13 protein-coding genes and 1 pseudogene are annotated in these 15178 nt (G+C 70.6%); 10 read left to right on the top strand and 4 right to left on the bottom strand.

The window, feature by feature from the left end; translation table 11 throughout:
* Positions 1 to 9 precede the first annotated feature (9 nt).
* Entirely contained in the window at positions 10 to 1434 is a 1425-nt protein-coding gene (gene purB / locus ABZ406_RS25660; RefSeq protein ID WP_357766496.1) for an adenylosuccinate lyase, read from the top strand.
* Positions 1435 to 1586: 152 nt separating this feature from the next.
* Here purB and ABZ406_RS25655 read toward each other — a convergent pair whose 3' ends face one another.
* Entirely contained in the window at positions 1587 to 2150 is a 564-nt protein-coding gene (locus ABZ406_RS25655; protein WP_357766493.1) for a YbjQ family protein, read from the bottom strand.
* A gap of 24 nt (positions 2151 to 2174) precedes the next feature.
* The gene (locus ABZ406_RS25650) at positions 2175 to 2858 is read right to left on the bottom strand and encodes a trypsin-like serine protease (protein ID WP_357766491.1); all 684 of its coding nucleotides are present in this window, start codon (positions 2856 to 2858) and stop codon (positions 2175 to 2177) included.
* Between the two features lie 355 nt (positions 2859 to 3213).
* On the opposite strand from ABZ406_RS25650, the gene purS reads away from it, so the two are divergent.
* Genes purS through ABZ406_RS25630 form a run of 4 tightly spaced genes read left to right on the top strand, consistent with a single transcriptional unit; the run spans position 3214 to position 7633 of the window.
* Positions 3214 to 3477 carry a phosphoribosylformylglycinamidine synthase subunit PurS gene (purS, locus tag ABZ406_RS25645; RefSeq protein WP_350854676.1) on the top strand — a complete coding sequence of 88 codons (264 nt, stop codon included), beginning with the start codon at positions 3214 to 3216 and terminating at the stop codon, positions 3475 to 3477.
* Positions 3474 to 4157, top strand: coding sequence for a phosphoribosylformylglycinamidine synthase subunit PurQ (gene purQ / locus ABZ406_RS25640; protein WP_357766488.1), 684 nt, complete (start codon positions 3474 to 3476; stop codon positions 4155 to 4157). Before purS ends, purQ begins: the two co-directional genes overlap by 4 nt.
* A 46-nt stretch (positions 4158 to 4203) precedes the next feature.
* The gene (gene purL / locus ABZ406_RS25635; protein WP_357766485.1) at positions 4204 to 6873 is read left to right on the top strand and encodes a phosphoribosylformylglycinamidine synthase subunit PurL; all 2670 of its coding nucleotides are present in this window, start codon (positions 4204 to 4206) and stop codon (positions 6871 to 6873) included.
* A gap of 4 nt (positions 6874 to 6877) precedes the next feature.
* Positions 6878 to 7633 carry a 2-phosphosulfolactate phosphatase gene (locus ABZ406_RS25630; protein WP_357766483.1) on the top strand — a complete coding sequence of 252 codons (756 nt, stop codon included), beginning with the start codon at positions 6878 to 6880 and terminating at the stop codon, positions 7631 to 7633.
* A gap of 205 nt (positions 7634 to 7838) precedes the next feature.
* Here ABZ406_RS25630 and ABZ406_RS25625 read toward each other — a convergent pair.
* Positions 7839 to 9991, bottom strand: a pseudogene (locus ABZ406_RS25625) (hypothetical protein).
* A 102-nt stretch (positions 9992 to 10093) separates the two neighbouring features.
* On the opposite strand from ABZ406_RS25625, the gene ABZ406_RS25620 reads away from it, so the two are divergent.
* The 5 genes from ABZ406_RS25620 (at position 10094) to amcA (ending at position 14793) form a co-directional block, all read left to right on the top strand.
* Entirely contained in the window at positions 10094 to 10447 is a 354-nt protein-coding gene (locus ABZ406_RS25620; protein WP_357766480.1) for a sterol carrier family protein, read from the top strand.
* A gap of 168 nt (positions 10448 to 10615) precedes the next feature.
* Positions 10616 to 12154: an amidophosphoribosyltransferase gene (gene purF / locus ABZ406_RS25615; protein WP_357766477.1), complete on the top strand. Its 1539-nt coding sequence runs from the start codon at positions 10616 to 10618 to the stop codon at positions 12152 to 12154.
* Between the two features lie 57 nt (positions 12155 to 12211).
* Positions 12212 to 13366, top strand: coding sequence for a phosphoribosylformylglycinamidine cyclo-ligase (purM, locus tag ABZ406_RS25610; protein ID WP_357766475.1), 1155 nt, complete (start codon positions 12212 to 12214; stop codon positions 13364 to 13366).
* Between the two features lie 127 nt (positions 13367 to 13493).
* Positions 13494 to 14597, top strand: coding sequence for a cyclophane-forming radical SAM peptide maturase AmcB (gene amcB / locus ABZ406_RS25605; RefSeq protein ID WP_357766668.1), 1104 nt, complete (start codon positions 13494 to 13496; stop codon positions 14595 to 14597).
* On the top strand, positions 14566 to 14793 hold the full coding sequence (gene amcA / locus ABZ406_RS25600) for a multiple cyclophane-containing RiPP AmcA (RefSeq protein WP_124821604.1): 228 nt from the start codon (positions 14566 to 14568) through the stop codon (positions 14791 to 14793). The genes amcB and amcA overlap by 32 nt, the downstream gene beginning before the upstream one ends.
* Positions 14794 to 14929: 136 nt before the next feature.
* Here the strand turns inward: amcA and ABZ406_RS25595 are convergent, their stop codons facing one another.
* On the bottom strand, positions 14930 to 15145 hold the full coding sequence (locus ABZ406_RS25595; protein ID WP_357766471.1) for a DUF3073 domain-containing protein: 216 nt from the start codon (positions 15143 to 15145) through the stop codon (positions 14930 to 14932).
* Positions 15146 to 15178 lie beyond the last annotated feature (33 nt).

The raw sequence follows: 15178 nt of genomic DNA, 5'->3' as shown, positions 1-15178 counted from the left end.
ATGAGGTACGTGACGACGATCCCCAACGTGCTGGCCAACCGGTACGCCTCGCCCGAACTGGTAGCCCTCTGGTCCCCGGAGGAGAAGGTCCGGATGGAACGGCGGCTCTGGCTCGCCGTGCTCCGTGCCCAGCGCGACCTGGGCGTGCCGGTGCCGGACGGTGTGGTCGAGGCGTACGAGCGGGTGCTCGACCAGGTTGACCTCGCCTCGATCGCCGAGCGGGAGCGGGTCACCAGGCACGACGTGAAGGCCCGGATCGAGGAGTTCAGCGCGCTCGCCGGGTACGAGCACGTGCACAAGGGGATGACCTCCCGGGACCTCACCGAGAACGTCGAGCAGCTTCAGGTGCGTGCCTCGCTGGAGCTGATCCGGGACCGGGTGGTGGCCACCCTCGCCCGGCTGGCCTGGCTGGCTCACGAGCACTCCGAGCTGGTCATGACCGGTCGTTCACACAATGTGGCGGCGCAGGCCACCACGCTGGGTAAGCGCTTCGCGTCGGCGGCGGAGGAACTGCTGATCGCGTACGAGCGGTTGGAGGAGTTGATCGCCCGTTACCCGCTGCGGGGGATCAAGGGACCGGTCGGCACGGCCGCCGACCAGCTCGACCTGTTCGACGGCGACGCCGACAAGGTGGCCGAGTTGGAGCGGCGGGTCGCCCAGCACCTGGGCTTCTCCCGGGTGCTGGACAGTGTCGGGCAGGTCTACCCGCGTTCGCTCGACTTCGACGTGTTGGCGGCGCTGGCTCAGACCGCGGCGGCACCGTCGTCGCTGGCCACCACGATCCGGTTGATGGTCGGTCAGGAGTTGGCGACCGAGGGCTTCAAGCCGGGCCAGGTCGGTTCCAGCGCCATGCCGCACAAGATGAACACCCGTTCCTCGGAGCGGGTGAACGGCTTCGCCGTGATCATCCGGGGTTACCTGTCGATGGTCGGCGAGTTGGCCGGTGACCAGTGGAACGAGGGAGACGTCTCCTGCTCGGTCGTGCGGCGGGTGGCACTGCCGGACGCGTTCTTCGCCGCGGACGGGTTGTTCCAGACGTTCCTCACCGTGCTCGACGAGTTCGGCGCGTACCCGGCAGTGATCAACCGTGAGCTGGAGCGGTTCCTGCCGTTCCTGGCCACCACGAAGATCCTGGTCGCGGCGGTCCGGCGGGGCGTCGGCCGGGAGGTCGCCCACGAGGTGATCAAGGAGCACGCGGTAGCGGTGGCGCTGGCCATGCGCGAGAAGGGCTCACCGGAGAACGATCTCTTCGACCGGCTGGCGACGGACGGCCGACTCGGCCTGTCCCGCGCCGACATCGACACCCTGGTCGCCGACCGCAACGCCTTCGTCGGCGCCGCCCAGGCCCAGGTGGCAGCAGTGACGAGCCGCATCACCACAGTGGTGACGGCCCACCCGAACGCCGCCACCTACTCCCCACCCCCCATCCTCTAACCCCCGCCTCCCGCCCCCCACCCCTCCCCACCCCCACCCTCCCCGGGTGATCAAGAGGTTTGCGTCAGGTTCGATCTCCGTGGTGACCGAAACGTCTTGATCACGCCGGGAGACGGGTGGGTGGGAGGGGGTGGGGGAAGGGAGGGGGGCGGTTAGTCGCCGGTGGCGGTTTCGGCGGCGGTTTTCAGGGTGGGGGCGCTGGCTGGTTCGGCGATGCCGCCGAGCGACTCCGCGAAGCCCGCGACCTCCGCGGTTCCTGCGGCGACCGCCGGCTGGTCGGCCGGCATGACCTCGGGCATCTTGGGTACGGCGACCACTGCCGTTCCGTACGCGCAGATCTCCATCCACATCTCGCCGCAGTCCCGGCTGTCGAACCGCATGCCGATGACGGCGTTGGCGCCGAGCCGCAGGGCCTCCTCGCCGAGGCGGGTCACCGAGTCGGTGCGCCACCGGGTCAGGTTGTCCGGGGCCATCGGGTCGTACGCGCCACCGCGCAGGTTCTTCACACCCTCGCGGTACGGGTTGCGCGTCCTGGCCATCGATGACACCACCTCACCGAGAATCTGGCGGATCTCGTACCCGGGCAGTTGCTCTGTCGTCACGACCAGCACGGTTCCGATGCTGTCAGGAGTGGCGCGACCCGATCGTGTGCATTGTTCACCTGATCGGATGCTGCAAAACGACGCGGCGCGGACGGCCGGCACGTGGCCGACCATCCGCGCCGTGCGGGGCGCTAACCGTCAGACACCGGCCACCGAGGTGATCCAGGCCCGGTTGTACGCAACGCTGCCGTAGTTCTGGATGCTCGACCCGTCGGCGGTGGAGGCGACGCCGACCTGCTGGCCGTTGTAGAACTGCGGGCCGCCGGAGTCGCCGCGCCAGGCGTTGCCGTTGATCCGGCTGCTGCGGATCGCCTGGCCGCCGTACGCGTCGCTGGCGCTGTTGCTGGTCACCCGGACGGTGGCGGTCTTGAGCTGGGTGGACGCCGAGCAGCCGCTGTAGCAGGTCATGCCCCAGCCGTAGATCGAGTTCGTCGAGTTGATCGGCGGGTTGCTGCTGGCCAAACTCACAGTGGAGGTGCTGACGGTGCTGGAGAGCCGCATGAGCGCGAGGTCGTTGCGGGTGTAGGTGGCGCTGACCGTGCGGGTGACCCCGCCGGAGGTGCGGTTCACGCTGCCGACGCGCACCGACATGGTGCCGTTGATGCAGTGCCGGGCGGTGAGCACCCACTGGGCGGCGATGACGCTGCCGGAGCAGGTGAACGAGCCGTTGCTGAGCACTGCGGCGGCCCAGGGCGCGGACGAGACGGTGCCGCCGCCGATGATGGGTTGCGGGCCGGCCGGGGCGGCGGACGCGGCGGACGCGACGCCGAGGGCGCCGACCAGTGCGGTGCTGAGTACGGCGAGCAGGGGGCGGATGCGCATCGGGTGGACTCCTTGGACGGGGCGGCCCGGGATCGCCGGGTGCGGCGGGGCGGCGGCGGGTGGTTCCCGCCGACGCCTGAATCGACTTACGTCGATGTACAGTAGGGCCCGACACGGTCGTTATCAAGACCTTGATCGAGGATCGCCGATGTAACGATTTGGCCACCCATTGCGCCGCATATGTCCTGCTGAGGCCACCTGTCGCGCCTGACGGGTCACCATGAGCGTCGGTAATGTCGATCACTGCCTGAACTGCACCCGGCCGGTGCGTCCGCGGCGATATCTGCCAGGTACGCTGGCTGCGCTCGCCCGTTGTGGGTCGGCACCCAACTGCGTACACAGTCAGGAGTGCCCAGTGCCTCGCGTCGTCGTCGACGTCATGCTCAAGCCCGAGATCCTTGATCCGCAGGGCCAGGCCGTCGCAAACGCGCTGCCCCGGCTCGGCGTCGGTGATGTCGCCTCGGTTCGGATCGGCAGGCGGATCGAGATCGAGTTCACAGGTGAACCAGACCTGGACCGCGCTCGGGAGATTGCCGACAAACTGCTCGCCAACCCCGTCATCGAGGACTTCACCGTCCGCGTGGTCGAGGCCGACGAGACCGCGGACGCCCGCTCGTGACCGCCCGGGTCGGTGTCGTCACCTTCCCCGGCTCGCTCGACGACGGGGACGCGGCCCGGGCTGTCCGGATCGCCGGCGCGGAGCCGGTCCGGCTCTGGCACGGCGACCCGGATCTGCACGGCGTCGACGCTGTCGTCCTGCCCGGCGGGTTCTCCTACGGTGACTACCTGCGGTGCGGTGCCATCGCCCGGTTCGCCCCGGTGATGGAGACGATCGTGGACGCCGCCCGGGGTGGTCTGCCGGTGCTCGGCATCTGCAACGGCTTCCAGATCCTCTGCGAGGCGCACCTGCTGCCCGGCGCGCTCACCCGCAACCAGCACCTGCACTTCCGCAACCGGGACCAGGTCCTGCGCATCGAGTCGGCCGGGACGGCGTGGACCAACACGTTCCAGGCCGGCCAGGAAGTGCTCATCCCGGTCAAGAACGGCGAGGGCTGCTACGTCGCGGACACCGCGACGCTGGACCAGCTCGAGGGCGAGGGCCGGGTCGTCGCCCGCTACGTCGGCGGCAACCCCAACGGATCCCAGCGCGACATCGCCGCGATCACCAACGCCGCCGGCAACGTGGTCGGCATCATGCCGCACCCCGAGCACGCGGTGGAGGCGCTCACCGGCCCCTCCCTGGACGGCCTCGGCTTCTTCACGTCGGTCCTCAAGCACCTGGTCGGGGCGCCGGCATGAGTGCGACGAGCGGCTCCGGCGGGCACCAGCGCAGCGAGGAGAGGTCATGACCACCCATCCGGACCCGGTACGGGACACACCGGAGGCGTACTCCGCCCCGGCGCAGCCGGCCGATCCGAGCCCGGCGCAGCCGGTCGCACCGGCGACCGCGCCCACCCAGCCGGCCGCCGCCGTCTGGACCGAGGGGGTGGACACCGTGCCGCGTGCCGGTGGCACCCCCGGTGAGCTTCAGCCGTACACCGAGCTGGGCCTGCGTGACGACGAGTACGACCGGATCCGGCAGATCCTCGGCCGCCGGCCCACGCAGTCCGAGCTGGCGATGTACTCGATCATGTGGAGCGAGCACTGCTCCTACAAGTCGAGCAAGGTGCACCTGCGCCAGTTCGGCGAGAAGGCCCCGCACAGCGACCGGCTGCTCGCCGGCATCGGTGAGAACGCCGGTGTCGTGCAGATCTCCGACGAGCTGGCGGTGACCTTCAAGGTCGAGTCGCACAACCACCCGAGCTTCGTCGAGCCGTACCAGGGCGCGGCGACGGGTGTCGGCGGCATCGTCCGGGACATCCTCGCCATGGGTGCCCGCCCGATCGCGGTGATGGACCCGCTGCGCTTCGGCGCCGCGGACCACCCGGACACCGCCCGGGTGCTCACCGGCGTCGTCGCCGGCGTGGGCGGCTACGGCAACTGCCTGGGTCTGCCCAACATCGGTGGTGAGCTGGTCTTCGACCCCTCCTATCAGGGCAACCCGCTGCTCAACGCGCTGTGCCTGGGCGTGCTCCCAGTCGGCCGGCTACAGAACAAGGCCGCCGCCGGGCCGGGCAACGTTGTCGTGCTGATGGGCGCCAAGACCGGCCGCGACGGCATCGGCGGCGTGTCGGTGCTGGCCAGCGCCACCTTCGACGAGGGCAGCGAGGCCCGCCGACCGGCCGTGCAGGTTGGCGACCCGTTCACCGAGAAGCTGCTCATCGAGGCGTGCCTCGAGCTGTACGACGGCCAACTGGTCGTCGGCATCCAGGACCTCGGTGGCGCCGGCCTGACCTGCGCGCTCACCGAGACCGCCGCCGCGGCCGGCACCGGCATGCGGGTCTGGCTGGAGCGGGTGCCGCTGCGCGAGCCCTCGATGGACCCGCACGAGATCCTGGCCAGCGAGTCGCAGGAGCGGATGCTTCTCGTCGTCGAGCCGGACAAGCTCGACGCGGTGCTCAAGACCTGCGAAAAGTGGGGCGTGCTCGCCACCGCCATCGGTGAGGTCACCGCACCGGAGCCGGACGGCAGCCCCGGTCGACTGCTGATCACCTGGCAGGACCACCTGGTCGTCGACGTACCGCCGGGTTCGCTCGTCGACGACGGCCCGGTCTACGCCCGGCCGATGCGGGAGCCGGCCGACCTCATCCTGCTCCAGGCTGACCGCGCCGAGACGCTGCCCCGCCCGGCCGACCCGGACGCGTTGCGGGAAACCGTGCTGCGCATGATCGCGTCGCCGAACCTGGCCGACAAGACCTGGGTCACCGAGCAGTACGACCGCTACGTGCTGGGCAACACCGTTCTCGCCCAGCCGGAGGACGGCGGCGTGATCCGGATCGACGAGCGGACCGGCCTCGGCGTGGCGCTGTCGGTCGACGGCAACGGCCGGTACACCCGACTGGACCCGTACAACGGCACCAAGCTGGCCCTGGCCGAGGCGTACCGGAACGTGGCGGTGACCGGCGCGAAGCCGATCGCCGTGACCAACTGCCTCAACTTCGGCTCGCCGGAGGACCCGGGCGTCATGTGGCAGTTCGCCGAAGCCGTCCGCGGCCTCGCGGACGGCTGCCTGGAGCTGGGCATCCCGGTGACCGGCGGCAACGTCAGCTTCTACAACCAGACCGGCGCTGCTGCCATCCACCCGACCCCGGTGGTCGGTGTGCTGGGTGTCCTCGACAACGTGGCCGACCGGGTGCCGATGGGCTTCGTGCCCCGTGCAGGTGGCGACCACGACCAGCTCTACCTGCTCGGCGAGACGAACGTGGAGCTGTCCGGCTCGGAGTGGGCCTGGGTGACGCACGAGCACCTCGGCGGTATCCCGCCGCAGGTCGACCTTCTCCGCGAGAAGGCGCTGGCCGAGCTGCTGGCCGAGGCCGCCCGCGTCGGCCACCTCAGCTCGGCACACGACCTCTCCGACGGTGGTCTCGCGCAGAGCCTGGTCGAGTCCTGCCTGCGGCGTGGCGTCGGTGCCCGAGTGGCGGTGCCGGAGCAGTTCGGCGAGGGTTCCATGCCATTCGTCTACCTGTTCAGTGAGTCCGCGACACGGGCGCTGGTGTCGGTGCCGCGTGGCCACGACAAGGCGTTCGCGGCGCTCTGCGCCGAGCGCGGCGTGCCGTTCGAGCTGATCGGTGTCACCGACCCGACCGGCGGGGCGCTCGAGGTGCACGGCCAGTTCCGGATCGGCCTGGACGAGCTGCGCACCGCGCACACCGAGACGTTGCCGCGCCTCTTCGGAGGCTCGGCTGCCGTCGAGGTGCCCGCGCCGGCAGCCGGTGTGGCGGGTGCGGTCGAGGCCGTTCCGCTGCCGGGCGAGCCGGCCGAGCCGGTCGACGCGGCCGAGGTGGTCTCCGAGCCGATCGCCTCCTCGGGGCCTTCCCCGGAGACCGGCGCGGTCGAGCCGATCGGGTCGGAGCAGCCCGGAGGGGCGTCCGATTCCGACACCGGTGACACCGAACCGTCGCCTGACGAGCGCTGAGGCGTTGAGGGCCGCTGTCTACGGCCAACCCGGATCTGGTGCCCGGTTCGACTGGGGGCTGACCGGGGCGGCCGAGCTCGGTCGGGTCTGCGCGGCGCTGGTGGTGGTGGACGTCCTCTCGTTCACCACCGCCGTCGAGGTGGCGGTCGCCCGGGGCATGCGGGTGCACCCGTTCCCCTGGGGTGAACAGGCCGCCGAGTACGCCGTCCGGGTCGGCGCGACAGCCGCTGTCGGGCGGCGGCAGACGACAGCGGACCACCCGTGGTCACTCTCGCCCGCCGCGCTGAGCAGCGCACCAGTGGTGGCGGACCTGGTGCTGCCCTCCCCGAACGGCTCCGCTATCAGCGCCGCCGCCAGCGCCACCGGCCTGCCGGTGGTCGCGGCGTGCCTGCGCAACGCACGCGCCGTCGGGCGTTGGCTGCGCCGCCAGGGGTACGGCACAGTGGATGCCCCGATCGGCGTGATCGCCTCCGGGGAGCACTGGCCGGACGGGTCACTGCGTCCGTCGGTGGAGGACCAACTCGGCGCCGCGTCGGTGCTGGACGCCCTCTCCGGCGTACCGGGTGGACTCTCGGTGGAAGCGGCGATGGCACTCGCCGCGCTGGCGAGCACCCCGGACGTGCCCGCCGCCGTGCGGGGCAGCGTCTCCGGCCGGGAGTTGACCGAGAGCGGCTTCGCCGCGGACGTGGACGTCGCCGTTCGAATCGGGGTGTCGGACATCGTGCCGGTGCTCCACCACGGCGTCTTCTCCGCCGCCTGACCGCCGCCTGGCTGCGCGCGGTCCGTGCCTGACCGTGCCCGGTCCGTGCCTGGCCTGCGTCGGCGCCCCGTGATCGACTCGGCTTTCCGGAAGTCGCGGTGTCCGGGTCTCCGGGATGGCCCGACTTCATTGATCGCGAGTGGTTCTTGCAGCGAAACGGCCACCCGGATCTCCGGGTGGCCGTTTCGCTGTTGCTGTGGTGGGGTCAGTCGTCGAGCCAGTCGAGGCGGCGTCCGCCCCGCTCGGTCGGCGGCGGCGGCGGCGGGGTCTCCGGTCGGCTCCGCCCGGCGGGCTGGCCGTAGCCGCCCTGGTCGTAGCCTCGGTCGTCGTAGCCGCCGCGCTGCTGCGGTGGCGGTTCCTGGCCGTAGTTGCCGCCCTGGTCGTATCCACCGGCGGGCTGGGCGTAGCCGCCCTGGTCGTAGCCTCGGTCGTCGTAGCCGCCGCGCTGCTGCGGTGGCGGCTCCTGGCCGTAGTTGCCGCCCTGGTCGTACCCGCCGGCGGGCTGGCCGTAGCCGCCCTGGTCGTACCCGCCAGCCTCCGGAGCGCCGTACCCTGCGGTCGGTTCGGCAGCGCGACCGCCGTACGGGGCGGCCTCGGGCTGGCCGTAACCCTGACCCTGCTCCGGCTGGTACACGCCGGTGGCGTACGGGTCGGCCGGAGCCGGGTACTGGGTGCTGTCGCCGGTGTACCGGCCGGTCGGCTCGTCGAACCGCTCGCCGTAGGCCGCTCCGCCAGCGGGAGCCGCCGGATAGGCGGTGGTGCCGCCCGGGGCGTCGTAATCACGGCTGCCGTACCCGCCACCGGAGGCAGGAGCGTTGCCGTACCCGCCACCGGAGGCCGGTGCGCCGCCGTAGCCGGCACCGTAACCGTCGCCGGCCGCACCGGCACCGTAGCCGCCGTCCGAGGCGCCCGGAGTGCCGTAGCCACCACCGGAGGCGGGAGCGGTGCCGTAGCCACCACCTGAAGCTGGTGCGCCGCCGTAGCCGCCACCCGAAGCTGGCGCGTTGCCGTACCCGCCACCGGAGGCGGGAGCGTTTCCGTACCCGCCAGCACCGTAGGGTGCCGGCTCGTCGCCGTAGCCGGCGCCGCCCCAGCCCTGCTGGCCTGCGCCGCCGTACGGCTGGGCAGGCGCGCCGTACGGGTCCGGTGGAACGTCGTCGACCACCGGGCGGTGCATCATCGTCGGCGCTTCGCTCAGCGCCGCGCCACCGACCATCGTCGGGTCCGGGCCGCCGCCGGGACGCCCACCGACCACCCGGGTGTGGTCGTCGGGGCCACGGAACCCGCCCCGCGAGGGAGGCACCACACCGCCGCCCCCGGCGGCTGCCGGAGCGTCGTCGTCGCCGTTCTCCTTGCGCTTCATCCAGAGCAGCACGATCGTGCCGACACCGGCGGCGACCAGGAGACCACCGAGCAAAATGATCATGTACGAGCCGAGGCCACCGCTGTCCTCGTTGTTCGAGGCGTTCGCCGGGGCACCCTGACTGGCCTCCTCGGTGGGCTGCTCCTCGTCGGTGCCCTCCTCGGTCGCCTCGTCGGTGGGCGTGGCCTCGGGAGTGGCGGACGGGGTGGCGCTGGGCGTCACCTCGACCTTGATCGCGAGGCTGAGTCGCTGCCCGGTGACTGCCTGCCCGGCGGCGGCGTTCACGGACTTGAACGCCTTGATGTTGTCGAACGACGCGCCCAGGTCGATCCGGCCGGGTGCGATCGGCTTCTCGGTGGTGCCGGTGAACCGGAAGTCGCCGGTGCCGTTGCTCGTGGCGTCGTAGCGGTGACCGGCGGTGTCCTGGAGAACCACGAAAGCGTTCGGCACTGCCTTGCCGTCCGCCTGTGCGACAACCTTGCCGGCGACCGACCGCACGGTCTGGTTCTGCGGCGGCGGCGGCGGAGCGGCTTTGCCGACCAACGTGACGCTGGTCGACGCGTCCTTGCTTCCCGCCGAGTCCGTGGCCTTCACGGTGATCGTGGCGCTGCCGTTGGCTGCGTCATCAGCGAGCCGGAAGGTGGCGCTGAAGGTGTCACTCGAGGTCACCTGGCCACGGGAACACCCGTCAACGCAGGTCAGCTTCGAATTGCTCGAGCTGACGCTGATGTCGGCTGGCGGCGCGCCGATGCCGAAGTCGAGCCGATAGCTGATCTTCGTGGTCTTGCCGGCCTCAACGCTGCCCGGCGAAGCCGAGACATCTGTAACGTTGGGAGCGGCCAGGGCTGGTGTGGCGGGGACGGCGAGCAGAGCGCCGGCAACCAGCGCTACGACCACACCGGCCCGCTGCTTCCAGGCACGTCGGTGTGTTGACACGTCCACCGCCTTCCGGGCTGAAGTCCCTCTGACCGGCGGGGCGCCGGGCCGGGGATCATCACGGTACGAATACGCCGTCGGCAACTATGCCTTGTCCGACTGCATGAGCGCGACCCAGGGCCAGCGTCGCGTGTCTGGCCTGGGGGTCGTATCGTCCCGTCGTGTCCTCTCCGCACAGTAAGTCCGCCGCCGTTGCGGCCGCGTTGTCGGCGCTCGACGAGGGGCGTACACCCGAACGGCCGGTGTTCCGGGAGGCGGTCCGGTCGTTGTTGGCCGTCCTCGCGGAGCGCGCCCCCGGCCGATCGGTGGAGGTGCGCGTCCCACCATACGGGGCGATCCAGTGCGTTCCGGGGCCTCGACACACCAGAGGAAATCCACCAAACGTGGTCGAGATGGCGCCGAACACCTGGTTGGAGCTGGCAACCGGGCGGGTCGACTGGGCGTCGGCGGTCACCGACGGTCGCGTCCAGATGAGTGGCAACCGGGCGGACCTCTCGGCGTTTCTGCCCCTCTAGTTGTCCCAGCGCCCCACTTGCTGTGACGCTGAGCAGGGAGACCGTGACTTTCTGTATTGACGTTGATTCGCGTACACTGTCAGGCGACGACAGTGGTCCCGGCAGGGGAGAGTGGATCCGCCAGTGATCCCCGCCCGGCCGGTCCAGACCAGCATGAGGGAGCGGTAGGTGCCCCGAGGCGACGGCCGGCTGAGCCACGACCTTGATCCCCAACGACCTGGCCCCCAGGATGCCTGTGGCGTCTTCGGTGTCTGGGCCCCCGGCGAAGAGGTTGCCAATCTGACCTACTTCGGCCTCTACGCCCTACAGCACCGCGGCCAGGAGGCGGCGGGCATCGCGGTGAGCGATGGCTCCGGCGTGGTGGTCTACAAGGACCTCGGCCTGGTGGCGCAGGTCTTCGACGAGCCCACTCTGGCGAGCCTGCGCGGTCACCTGGCGATCGGGCACGCCCGATACTCCACCACCGGCGCGTCGAACTGGGAGAACGCCCAGCCGACGATCCGGTCGACCACCTCCGGCACGACCATCGCGTTGGCCCACAACGGCAACCTGGTCAACACCGCCGAGCTGGAGAAGGAGGTCGCCGAGCGCGGCCTCATCGCGGACGGTTCGACGAACGACACCTCGTTGGTGACGATGCTGCTCGCCAGCCGACCGGATCTGTCGGTCGAGGCGGCCGCGATGGAGGTGCTGCCGCAACTGCGGGGCGCGTTCAGCTTCGTCTTCATGGACGAGTCGACCCTCTACGCGGCCCGCGACCCGCACGGCGTCCGCCCGCTGGTGCTCGGCCGCCTGGAGCGCGGCTGGGTGGTCGCCAGCGAGACGGCGGCACTGGACATCGTCGGTGCCAGCGTGGTGCGCGAGGTCGAGCCGGGCGAGCTGATCGCGATCGACGAGAACGGGCTGCGCTCCACCCGGTTCGCCTCGCCGGAGCCGAAGGGCTGTCTCTTCGAGTACGTCTACATCGCCCGCCCGGATGCCACCATCGCCGGGCGTAACGTCCACTCGGCGCGGGTGCAGATCGGCCGGCAGTTGGCCAAGGAGCACCCGGTCGAGGCCGACCTGGTGATCCCGGTTCCCGAGTCCGGCACTCCCGCCGCGATCGGCTACGCGGAGGCGTCCGGCATCACGTACGGCGCCGGCCTGATGAAGAACCCGTACGTGGGTCGCACCTTCATCCAGCCGTCGCAGACCCTCCGTCAGCTCGGCATCCGGCTCAAGCTCAACCCGTTGCGGGAGAACGTCCGCGGCAAGCGGTTGGTGGTCGTGGACGACTCGATCGTGCGCGGCAACACCCAGCGCGCCATCGTCCGGATGTTGCGGGAGGCGGGGGCCCTCGAGGTGCACGTCCGGATCTCCTCGCCGCCGGTCAGCTGGCCGTGCTTCTACGGCATCGACTTCGCCACCCGGGCGGAGCTGCTGGCCAACGGGTTGGACAACGAAGGCATCCGGCGCTCCATCGGCGCCGACACGCTGGGCTTCGTTTCCCTTCCTGGTCTGATCGCCGCGACCGAGCAGCCGAAGACCCGGTTGTGTCGGGCGTGTTTCGATGGGGAGTATCCGATCGAGTTGCCGGCCGGCAACCTGATCGGCAAGCACGTCCTCGAAGGGGTGGGTCGACGCGTCGCCAACTCGGCGTCGGAGACTCCGCCCACAAACGGCTCGTCCGTCGCCACTCCGGGTGGCGTTACCGCAAACCGCCCGTAGCACCAACCGGCGCGGCTCGGCTACCGCCGGCGGCACCGAGAACCAAAGGGGAGAACCGTGACGCACGTGTCCGAGCGCAACGGCGCAGGAAGCAGCCCGACCGGCGCCGGCGGCGACCGCCAGCCGTGGACGGGCGGTGCTGGCCGCCAGGCGCGCAAACGCTCGGTCTCGTACGCCGACGCCGGCGTCTCCATCGACGCGGGCGACCGCGCGGTGGAGCTGCTCAAGTCGAAGGTGCGGCAGACCCGCCGCCCCGAGGTGCTCGGTGACCTCGGTGGCTTCGCCGGCCTGTTCCGGCTCGACACGAAGAAGTACAAGAGCCCGATCCTGGCGTCCTCCACCGACGGGGTGGGCACCAAGCTGGTGATCGCCCAGCAGATGGACATCCACGACACGGTCGGCATCGACCTCGTCGCCATGGTCGTGGACGACCTGGTGGCCTGCGGAGCCGAGCCGCTGTTCCTGCTCGACTACATCGCCACCGGCGAGGTCGTTCCGGACAAGGTCGCCGAGATCGGCGCGGGCATCGCCGACGGCTGCCGCTACGCCGGCTGCGCGCTGCTCGGTGGGGAGACCGCCGAGCACCCCGGCGTCCTGCGCCCGGACGAGTACGACATCTCCGCGACCGGCGTGGGCGTGGTCGAGGAAGCCGACATCCTCAGCCCGGAGCGGGTCGAGGTGGGTGACGCGGTGATCGCCATGCGGTCGTCCGGCCTGCACTCCAACGGCTACTCGCTGGTCCGGCACGTGCTGCTCGGCGCGGCCCGGATGCGTCTGGACATCGTGATCGACGACTTCGGTCGGCAGCGGACCCTCGGTGAGGAGCTGCTCACCCCGACGAAGATCTACGCCAAGGACTGCCTCAAGCTGATCGCCGAGGCCGAGGTGCGGGCGCTGTCCCACATCACCGGTGGCGGCATCCCCGGCAACCTGGTCCGGGTGCTGCCCGAGCACGTCGACGCGGTGGTCAACCGGTCCACCTGGAAGCCGCAGCCGATCTTCGACCTGATCCAGACCAAGGGTCGGATCGACGACCACGACATGGAGTCGACCTTCAACATGGGCGTCGGCATGTTCGCGATCGTCTCGGCCGAGGACGCCGACCGGGCGCTGGCCACCCTGACCGGCCGTGGAGTCGAGGCGTGGCAGGCCGGCGAGATCATCGAGGGCACCGGCAACGTGCAGATGGTCGGTCAGCACACCCGAGGATGATCACGCTCCGGTGATCGTACGGGCACCTGATCAGGGCTTCACCCGAGTGGCCAATGCCGCCTAGCCTGAAGGGCTCAGGCTTAGGCGGAGGAGGGTGATGGCTGCGCAGGGACGCTCGTTCAGCGGGATGCGCGGTCTGGCCGCTGTCCCGTCGTACGTCGTCATGCAGCCCACCACCCTCTGCAATCTCGACTGCACGTACTGCTACCTGCCGTTTCGGGCCGCTGACCGGCGGATGCCGGTGGCGGTGGCCGAGGCGGTCGCGGCCGGGGTCAACCCCTGGGCGGCGAACGGTCGGTTCTCCGTGGTGTGGCACGGCGGTGAGCCCCTGGCCGCCGGCCGCGAGCATCTGGCCGAGCTGATCGCGCCGTTCGGGCCCGAGGTCGAGCACCACGTGCAGACCAACGCCACACTCATCGACGACGACTGGTGCGATTTCTTCGTCCGGCACGAGATGCGGGTCAGTGTGAGCGTCGACGGGCCCCGGGCGCGCAACGGTGACCGGGTCAACCGGGGCGGCCAGCCGGCGTACGACCGGATCCTGCACGGTGTCTCGGCGCTGCGTCGGCACGGTCTGCCTTTCTCGGCGTTGGCAGTGGTGTCCCGGCCGGAGCCGGGGCTCGCCACCGAGTTGTACGACTACTTCCTCGAGCTGGGCTGCGACGTGTTGGGCATCAACATCGAGGAGACCGAGGGGGTCAACACGCGCGACAACCGCCACGACCCGTCGGCGGTGTCCGCGTTCTGGGCGGAGTTGGTCGGGGCGTGGCGCCGGGAACCCCGGATCCACCTCCGCGAGATCGAGTGGTCGTTGCGGTACGCCGCCGCGGTGCTCGACAACTCGGCGGACGAGGTGCTGCCCCGCCACCTGGATCCGATCCCGACGATCGGTCACGACGGCTCGGTGGTCGTGCTGTCCCCGGAGTTGGCCGGTTTCACCGACCCCCGCTACGGCGACTTCAGCAGCGGCAACGTGCTGACGACCCCGCTGGCGCAGATTCTCGGCAGCGCGGCGGCGACACCCTGGGTGGGGGAGTTCCTGGCCGGGGTGGAGGCGTGTCGGGCGTCCTGCCCGTACTTCGGCTTCTGCGGTGGTGGCCATGCCGCCAACCGTTACTTCGAGCTGGGGCGTTTTGACGGTACGGAGACCGAGCACTGCCGCAACAGCAAGATCCGCCTATTGGAGGGAGTGTTGGAGCATGCCCGAGACCACGAGTCACCGGCGGCCTGAGCGCGAAGCGGACGACGGAGTCACCGAACGGGTGCGAGACGCGGCTCCCGCGCTCGTCGCGCTGCTCCAGGAGGCCGAGGACGCGAGGCGGCTGCGCTCGGAGGTGTCGGGCGGAGACGGCTCCAGCGCGGTCTGTGCCTGGAACCACTTCGAGAACATCCCGACGTTCTACAACTGGAACAATCGCCCGCGCTGAGGGGAGCCGTTGTCAGGGGCCTGTCGAGCGGCCGGATAGCTCCGGTCGGGCCAGGCCCCTGATCGTCGGCGACTGCACCTGCACAGGACGTGCGTGAGCACGCGGGGGTTACCGCGTGCTCAGCTGCGTCGAAAGGTCAGCGGGTCGGACGGGCCCAGGGATCTGGGTCGTCGTCAGCGTGATCCTCATCATCATCGCCGACGGACTCTTTAGAGTCGTCGTCGAAGTGGTGCTCAGACTTCCCAGCACCCGCCAACTCGCGCTGCAAGGCGGTGAGGTCGGTGTTCGGGGAGTGGTACTTCAACTCCCGCGCCACCTTAGTCTGCTTGGCCTTAGCACGGCCGCGCCCCATGGCTCGACCCCCTCGCACAGAATGCGGGGCAGC

The organism is Micromonospora sp. NPDC005710 (assembly GCF_040630995.1).
GTDB lineage: Bacteria > Actinomycetota > Actinomycetes > Mycobacteriales > Micromonosporaceae > Micromonospora.
The sequence above is the reverse complement of the archived record's forward strand: the minus strand, read 5'-3'. Positions and strand labels throughout refer to the sequence as shown.

Bases quoted from the DNA above. Each gene is read 5' to 3' on its own strand.
- ABZ406_RS25650 (WP_357766491.1), bottom strand. From the start codon at position 2,858: ATGCGCATCCGCCCCCTGCTCGCCGTACTCAGCACCGCACTGGTCGGC.
- amcB (WP_357766668.1), top strand. From the start codon at position 13,494: ATGCGCGGTCTGGCCGCTGTCCCGTCGTACGTCGTCATGCAGCCCACC.
- ABZ406_RS25655 (WP_357766493.1), bottom strand. From the start codon at position 2,150: ATGGTCGGCCACGTGCCGGCCGTCCGCGCCGCGTCGTTTTGCAGCATC.
- ABZ406_RS25595 (WP_357766471.1), bottom strand. From the start codon at position 15,145: ATGGGGCGCGGCCGTGCTAAGGCCAAGCAGACTAAGGTGGCGCGGGAG.
- amcA (WP_124821604.1), top strand. From the start codon at position 14,566: ATGCCCGAGACCACGAGTCACCGGCGGCCTGAGCGCGAAGCGGACGAC.
- purL (WP_357766485.1), top strand. From the start codon at position 4,204: ATGACCACCCATCCGGACCCGGTACGGGACACACCGGAGGCGTACTCC.